The sequence below is a fragment of the Pseudomonas sp. H26/SER47-MNA-CIBAN-0231 genome (assembly GCF_040310465.1).
Taxonomy (GTDB): Bacteria; Pseudomonadota; Gammaproteobacteria; order Pseudomonadales; family Pseudomonadaceae; genus Aquipseudomonas; species Aquipseudomonas atacamensis.
This window is the reverse complement of sequence record NZ_JBEOPW010000007.1, coordinates 274,761-281,622: the sequence shown is the minus strand read 5'-3', so window position 1 is coordinate 281,622 and position 6,862 is coordinate 274,761. Positions and strand designations below refer to the sequence as shown.

4 protein-coding genes are annotated in these 6,862 nt (G+C 62.8%); 3 read left to right on the top strand and 1 reads right to left on the bottom strand.

Translation table 11 applies throughout. From position 1 onward, the window contains the following. Positions 1-143: 143 nt before the first annotated feature. Positions 144-608, bottom strand: a complete 465-nt coding sequence (locus tag AAEZ10_RS14195) for a CopD family protein (protein ID WP_350569669.1) — start codon at positions 606-608, stop codon at positions 144-146. 99 nt (positions 609-707) lie between these two features. Between AAEZ10_RS14195 and dinG the strand changes: the two genes are divergently transcribed. The 3 genes from dinG (at position 708) to AAEZ10_RS14180 (ending at position 6,772) form a co-directional block, all read left to right on the top strand. Next, the gene (gene dinG / locus AAEZ10_RS14190) at positions 708-2,852 is read left to right on the top strand and encodes an ATP-dependent DNA helicase DinG (RefSeq protein ID WP_024011911.1); all 2,145 of its coding nucleotides are present in this window, start codon (positions 708-710) and stop codon (positions 2,850-2,852) included. A 95-nt stretch (positions 2,853-2,947) separates the two neighbouring features. Beyond that, entirely contained in the window at positions 2,948-5,416 is a 2,469-nt protein-coding gene (locus AAEZ10_RS14185; RefSeq protein ID WP_350569667.1) for a beta-galactosidase, read from the top strand. 210 nt (positions 5,417-5,626) lie between these two features. Next, on the top strand, positions 5,627-6,772 hold the full coding sequence (locus AAEZ10_RS14180) for a serine hydrolase domain-containing protein (protein WP_110645946.1): 1,146 nt from the start codon (positions 5,627-5,629) through the stop codon (positions 6,770-6,772). Positions 6,773-6,862: the final 90 nt, after the last annotated feature.

The window sequence follows — 6,862 nt, the reverse complement described above, 5'->3', positions numbered from 1 at the left end:
TTGTTTTGTTTTTGTGGTCCCGCCCGCGGGGTGGGGGGCTCGGCCGGGCGTTTTTTTTTTTTGTGCCGGGCGCCCCCCCCCCCCACCCAGCGGGGATAAATCCCCTCGCCACAACTGTGTTCACAGCAGAACAAGAGTGCGATTCAGAGCATCGGTCTCGCCGCCGCCACCGCCACCAGCACCAACCCGACCAGCAGATTAAGCCCCACCACCCGGCGAATCCGCCCCAGCACCGCCGCACCCGCCGGCCAATCCTTCGCCTCAACCGCCTTGCGCAACTCCGGCAGCATCAGCCCCTGAATGCGGATGAACAGCGCCGTCATCACCACATACAAACCGATCATCACCTGCACATACTTCGGCGCGGTTTCGAAGCCGACCTGCTGTAGATGCAACATGCCCACGCCGCTGATCGGCAACAGGGTCACGGCGACCCAGACCCAACGGAAAAAACCTTGAAATACTTCCACCCACAGGGTCAGGCGAGCGGGGCCGTCCAGAGCCTTCACAACCGCGGGGCGCAAGACCATCCAGGCGAAAAACATACCGCCGACCCACACCAAAGCGGCAAGGACATGCAGGGGGTAAACGAGGCTAAAAGGTGTCATTCGGGCACTCCGTTCTGCGCAGGATCGATTAGGCAGGTATGATAGCCGCCGAACCAAACTACTGAAAATTTATCCAGCGTTTCCAGCGCCCGACACTCAATGATCAGCACTGAACTCAAAACCACGATCCAGGGCGCTTATTCGCGTTTTCTAGAGGCCAAGAGCCTCAAGCCGCGTTACGGCCAGCGCCTGATGATCGCCGAAATCGCCAAGGTCCTCGGGGATATCGACACCGATGACGAAGGCCGGCGCAGTGGCGACCCCGCGATCGTCGCGGTGGAAGCCGGCACCGGTACCGGCAAGACCGTGGCCTACAGCCTGGCGGCGATCCCTACGGCGAAACTTGCCGGCAAGCGTCTGGTGATCGCCACCGCGACCGTCGCCCTGCAAGAGCAGATCGTCTACAAGGATCTGCCTGACCTGATGCGCAACAGCGGGCTGAATTTCAGCTTCGCCCTGGCCAAGGGCCGTGGCCGCTACATGTGTCTGTCCAAGCTCGACATGCTGTTGCAGGAAGGCCACGCGCAAACCGCCACCGCGCAGTTGTTCGAGGAAGAAGGCTTCAAGATCGAAGTCGACGAGGCCAGTCAGAAGCTGTTCACCAGCATGATCGAAAAGCTCGCCGGCAATAAATGGGACGGCGACCGCGACAGCTGGCCTAACGCGCTGGAAGACGCCGACTGGGCGCGCCTGACCACCGATCACAGCCAGTGCACCAACCGTCATTGCCCGAACTTCGGCCAGTGCGCCTTCTACAAAGCTCGCGAAGGCATGGGCAAGGTCGATGTGATCGTCACCAACCACGACATGGTCCTGGCGGATCTGGCACTGGGCGGCGGCGCCGTGCTGCCGGACCCGCGCGACACCATTTACGTGTTCGACGAAGGTCACCATTTGCCGGACAAGGCCATCGGCCACTTCGCTCATTACACGCGCCTGCGCTCCACCGCCGACTGGCTGGAAACCACCGCCAAGAACCTCACCAAGCTGCTGGCCCAGCATCCGTTGCCGGGCGATCTCGGCAAGCTGATCGAGCAGGTGCCCGAGCTGGCGCGGGAGATCAAGACCCAACAGCAGTTCATGTTCACCGCCTGCGAGCAGATCGCCGATTTCAAACCCGGCGAAGACGTCGAAGGCCGCGAGCGACCGCGTCATCGCTTTGTCGGCGGGGTGATTCCCGAGGACATGCGCGAGATGGGCATCGAGCTGAAAAAAGGCTATTCGCGCCTTAACGACCTGTTCCAGCGCCTGACCGACCTGCTCAAGGAAGGCATGGACGGTGAGGTGAATATCGGCATCGCCAGCAATCAGGCCGAAGAATGGTATCCGCTGTTCGGCAGCCTGCTGTCCCGCGCTTCCGGCAACTGGGAATTGTGGACCGCGTTCACCGCCGAAGACCCGGAAGACAGCCCGCCCATGGCCCGCTGGCTGACCCTGGCCGAAAGCGGTTCGCTGTTCGACATCGAGGTCAACGCCAGCCCGATTCTGGCGGCGGAAACCTTGCGTCGCAGTTTGTGGAATGTCGCTTACGGCTGCCTGGTGACCTCGGCGACGCTGACGGCGCTGGGCACTTTCGACCGTTTCCGCATGCGCGCCGGTCTGCCGAAAAAAGCTGTCACGGCGGTGGTGCCGAGCCCGTTCCATCATGCCGATGCCGGCGTGCTGCGCGTGCCGGATCTGAAGGCCGACCCGCGCGATGCCGCCGCCCACACGGCGGCGATCATTCGCGAACTGCCGGACCTGGTCGAAGGGTCGCGTGGCACGCTGGTGCTGTTCTCCTCGCGCAAGCAAATGCAGGACGTGTTCGACGGTCTCGACCGCGACTGGCGCAAGCAAGTGTTCATTCAGGGCAATCTGTCGAAACAGGAAACCCTCAACAAGCACAAGGCGCGGGTCGATGGCGGTGATTCCAGCGTGCTGTTCGGCCTTGCCAGTTTTGCCGAGGGTGTCGATTTGCCGGGTGCCTACTGTGAGCACGTGGTGATTGCCAAGATTCCGTTCTCGGTGCCCGATGATCCGGTCGAGGCCGCGTTGTCGGAGTGGATTGAGGCGCGTGGCGGCAATCCGTTCATGGAAATCTCAGTGCCCGATGCCTCGCTGAAACTGGTTCAGGCCTGCGGGCGTCTGCTGCGCACCGAAGAAGACCGCGGCACCATCACCTTGCTCGACCGGCGTCTGGTCACCCAGCGCTACGGCAAGGCGATCCTCAATGCGTTGCCTCCTTTCCGTCGTGAAATATCCTGAGACACGGGTGGGCCGATTGGCCCGCCGCGTTGTCTATCTCTCTGCCACCGCTTTTCCATTGGCCTTGACTGGTCGTTAGGGAGAACTCCGTTCTTATGATCCGCCGTTCGTTGCCCGCTGTTTTCGCCATGTTCTTTGCCGCGCCGTTGCTGGCCGCGCCCGCCGGTCAGCAGACGCTGTTCAACTTTGTGCGCCCGGCCGACGTGGTCAAGGTCGCCACGGAAAACGCCGACCTGCCCCAGGCCAATGCCGAACAGACCGCGGAAGGCGAAGTGCTGCGCCGGGTGACGTTCAACCCGGTCGCCCGGCCGACCTTGCGCCTGACCCCACAGACCGGCGCCTGGGACTGGTCGCAGTCCGGCATGATGACTCTGCGTCTGCAGAGTGCGATGAACTGGGCGGTGACGGTTTATGTGCAGATCCAGAGCAACGATGGCCGCACTCTGGTCAGCCGCGTCGATCTGCCGGCCGGCCCCGCGCAGACCTTGCTGGTGCCGCTGGTGGCTTCGACGCCGCTGAGCCAGGGCATGAAAGCCGGGCCGCCGATGCCGATGACCGTCGATGGCCAACGCATCCTGCTGGCCAGTAGCACCGGCGAGATCGACCGCAGCCAGGTGGTCTCGGTGAGTCTGTCGATGGATCAGCCGAAAGTTGCGCAGAGCCTGTTGCTCGAGCGTTTCGGCGTGCAGGACGGCGAGTCGGTGACGCGCGCGGTGTACGGTAATCTGGTCGACGCATACGGGCAGTCAACCCGCAGTAAATGGCCGGAAAAAGTCAGCAGCGACGAGCAACTGAAAAGCGCCGATGGCAAAGAGCAGCAACAGCTGAATACATGGCTGGCCGAGCGTGAAAAGGCTTCGCTGGACAAGTTCGGCGGCTGGAACCAGGGCCCGGCGTTCAAGGCCAGCGGTTTCTTCCGCACGGAAAAACGTGACGGCCGCTGGTATCTGGTGACCCCTGAAGGCCACCCGTTCTATTCGCTGGGCGTCAACACCGTCAGTCCGCAAGTCAACCAGACCTACGTGGCTGGTCGTGAGTACATGTTCGAATCGTTGCCGAAGAACGACGACCCGCTGGCCGCGCATTTTGGCGAGGGTGACAACCGTGGCGGCAATGGCGCCGACCAGGGGCGTGGCTACGGCAACGGCCGCTGGTACGACTTCTATGGCGCCAATCTGCAACGCCTGTACGGCGAACCGTGCAAGGCAGACAGCGACAACAAGGCCGGGATTGCCGAAGCGGCGAAGGCGGGCGCGGCTGAGGCCAGCTCGGTGCAGGCCGCTGAAACCGCAGCGGTGCCTGCCGAGCCAAAATCGGGTATTGCCGAAGCGGCGCAGACCGATGCGGTGCAAGCGTCCAGCGAGGAAACCGCTCCGTGCAAAGCCACTATTGATGAAGAACGCTGGACCCGGCACACCCTCGATCGGCTGCAAGCCTGGGGCTTCAACACAGTGGGCAACTGGAGCGCGCCGTCGCTGGCGGATGCTGAGCGCGTACCGTACACCTTGCCGCTGTCGATCGTCGGCGATTACACCAGCATCAGCACCGGCAGCGATTGGTGGGGCGGCATGCCGGATCCGTTCGATCCGCGTTTCGCCATGGCCACCGAGCGTGCCGTGGCCATTGCCGCCCGCGATCACCGTGACGATCCGTGGCTGATCGGTTATTACGCCGACAACGAACTGGCCTGGGCTGGCCCTGGCGACGATCCAAAGGCTCGCTACGCGCTGGCCTACGGCACGTTGAAAATGACCACCGACGTGCCGGCCAAACGCGCCTTTCTCAAGCAATTGCGCGACAAATACCGCAATCAGGCCGGGCTGTCCAAAGCCTGGGGCATCGAATTGCCGGCGTGGGAGTTGATGGAAGATCCGGGCTTCGTGCCGCCACTGCCGAACCCGGAGCATCCGGAGATCGAAGCGGATTTCAAATACTTCCAGAAGGTCTTCGCCGATACCTATTTCAAGACCATTTCCGATTCGCTGAAATGGCACGCGCCGAACCAGATGCTCCTGGGCGGTCGCTTCGCCACCAGTACGCCTGAAGCCGTGGCGTCCTGCGCGCAGTACTGCGATGTGTTGAGCTTCAACATGTACACGCTCAAGCCGCAGGACGGCTACGACTTCGCCGCGCTGGCAGCGCTGGACAAACCGGTGCTGATCACTGAATTCAACTTCGGCTCGGCCGACCGGGGCCCGTTCTGGGGCGGCGTGACGCAATTGGCCAAGGAAGAAGATCGCGGTCCGGCTTATGCCAACTTCCTCAAACAGGCGCTGAGCGAACCGTCGATTGTCGGCGTGCACTGGTTCCAGTATCTCGACCAACCGGTGACCGGGCGCTTGCTCGACGGCGAGAACGGCCATTTCGGCCTGGTCGGGGTTACAGACCTGCCGTATCAGGGTTTTGTCGAGGCGGTGCGTAAAAGCAATCTGCAGGCGCTGGAGCAGTTGGGCAAGGAGGCGCAGAAAACCCCGGCGGCGGAAGTGGAAGGCGGGCGCAAGGCCGAGGCTGGCAAAGCGCCAGGGGCTGCACAGGCGGGTGGGCATTCGGGGAATGGTCACTAGGTTTCAGACCGCGTTATCGTTCTTCGCGAGCAGGCTCGCTCCCACACTGGATATCAACAGCAGCGCAGATCCCCTGTGGGAGCGAGCCTGCTCGCGAAGGGATCACCATAAATTGCCGATCAACCGTCTGGCCCGCGCCTGTTCCCAAATCCCTCAAGGGCTGGAACAATGCGGGCCACTTTGTAGAGCGTTTTCGCGGGGGAGTTGCGGGTGCAGATTCAGGGACATTACGAGCTTCAATTCGAAGCGGTGCGCGAGGCTTTCGCCGCACTGTTCGACGATCCCCAGGAACGCGGCGCAGCCCTGTGCATCAAGGTCGGTGGAGAAACCGTCCTCGACCTCTGGTCCGGTACCGCCGACAAGGACGGCAGCGAAGCCTGGCACAGCGACACCATCGCCAACCTGTTCTCCTGCACCAAGACCTTCACCGCCGTTACCGCGCTGCAACTGGTGGCCGAAGGCAAGTTGCAACTCGATGCCCCGGTTGCCCGCTACTGGCCGGAATTCGCCGCCGCCGGCAAAGAATCCGTCACCCTGCGCCAATTGCTTTGCCATCAGGCCGGCCTGCCGGCGCTGCGCGAACTACTCGCGCCTGAAGCCCTTTACGACTGGCAAACCATGGTCGACGCCCTCGCGGCCGAAGCGCCATGGTGGACTCCGGGCACCGGTCACGGTTATGCCGCGATCACCTACGGCTGGCTGGTCGGCGAATTGCTGCGCCGCGCTGACGGGCGTGGGCCGGGCGAGTCGATCGTCGCTCGGGTCGCCAAACCGTTGGGCCTGGATTTCCACGTGGGCTTGGCCGACGAAGAGTTTCATCGCGTGGCGCACATCGCCCGTGGCAAGGGCAACGCCGGCGACGCTGCGGCGCAGCGCCTGCTGCAAGTGACCATGCGCGAGCCGACGGCCATGACCACCCGTGCCTTCACCAATCCGCCCTCAGTGCTGACCAGCACCAACAAGCCGGAATGGCGCCGCATGCAGCAACCGGCGGCCAACGGCCACGGCAACGCGCGCAGTCTCGCCGGGTTCTATGCCGGCCTGCTGGACGGCAGCCTGCTCGAGAGCGAAATGCTCGAAGAGCTGACCCGCGAGCACAGCCTTGGCGATGACAAGACTTTGCTCACGCGCACCCGCTTCGGCCTCGGCTGCATGCTCGATCAACCGGACGTGCCCAACGCCACCTACGGCCTCGGCCCACGCGCGTTCGGCCATCCGGGCGCGGGCGGCTCGATCGGTTTTGCTGATCCGGAGCACGATGTGGCTTTCGGTTTCGTGACAAATACCTTGGGGCCTTACGTTTTGATGGATCCGCGCGCGCAAAAGCTGGCGCGGGTGCTTGCCACTTGTCTGTAAAGCTTCAACAGAGGTTCCAGGGTCGGAACCTCGAAGGGATTTTCGTTTCAAAACGGCTGTTTATCCGGGCGAAAGTGCTCTGATTTTTCA

Excerpts from the sequence above, each read along its gene's own strand:
- dinG (WP_024011911.1), top strand. The coding sequence starts at position 708 with ATGATCAGCACTGAACTCAAAACCACGATCCAGGGCGCTTATTCGCGT.
- AAEZ10_RS14185 (WP_350569667.1), top strand. The coding sequence starts at position 2,948 with ATGATCCGCCGTTCGTTGCCCGCTGTTTTCGCCATGTTCTTTGCCGCG.
- AAEZ10_RS14195 (WP_350569669.1), bottom strand. The coding sequence starts at position 608 with ATGACACCTTTTAGCCTCGTTTACCCCCTGCATGTCCTTGCCGCTTTG.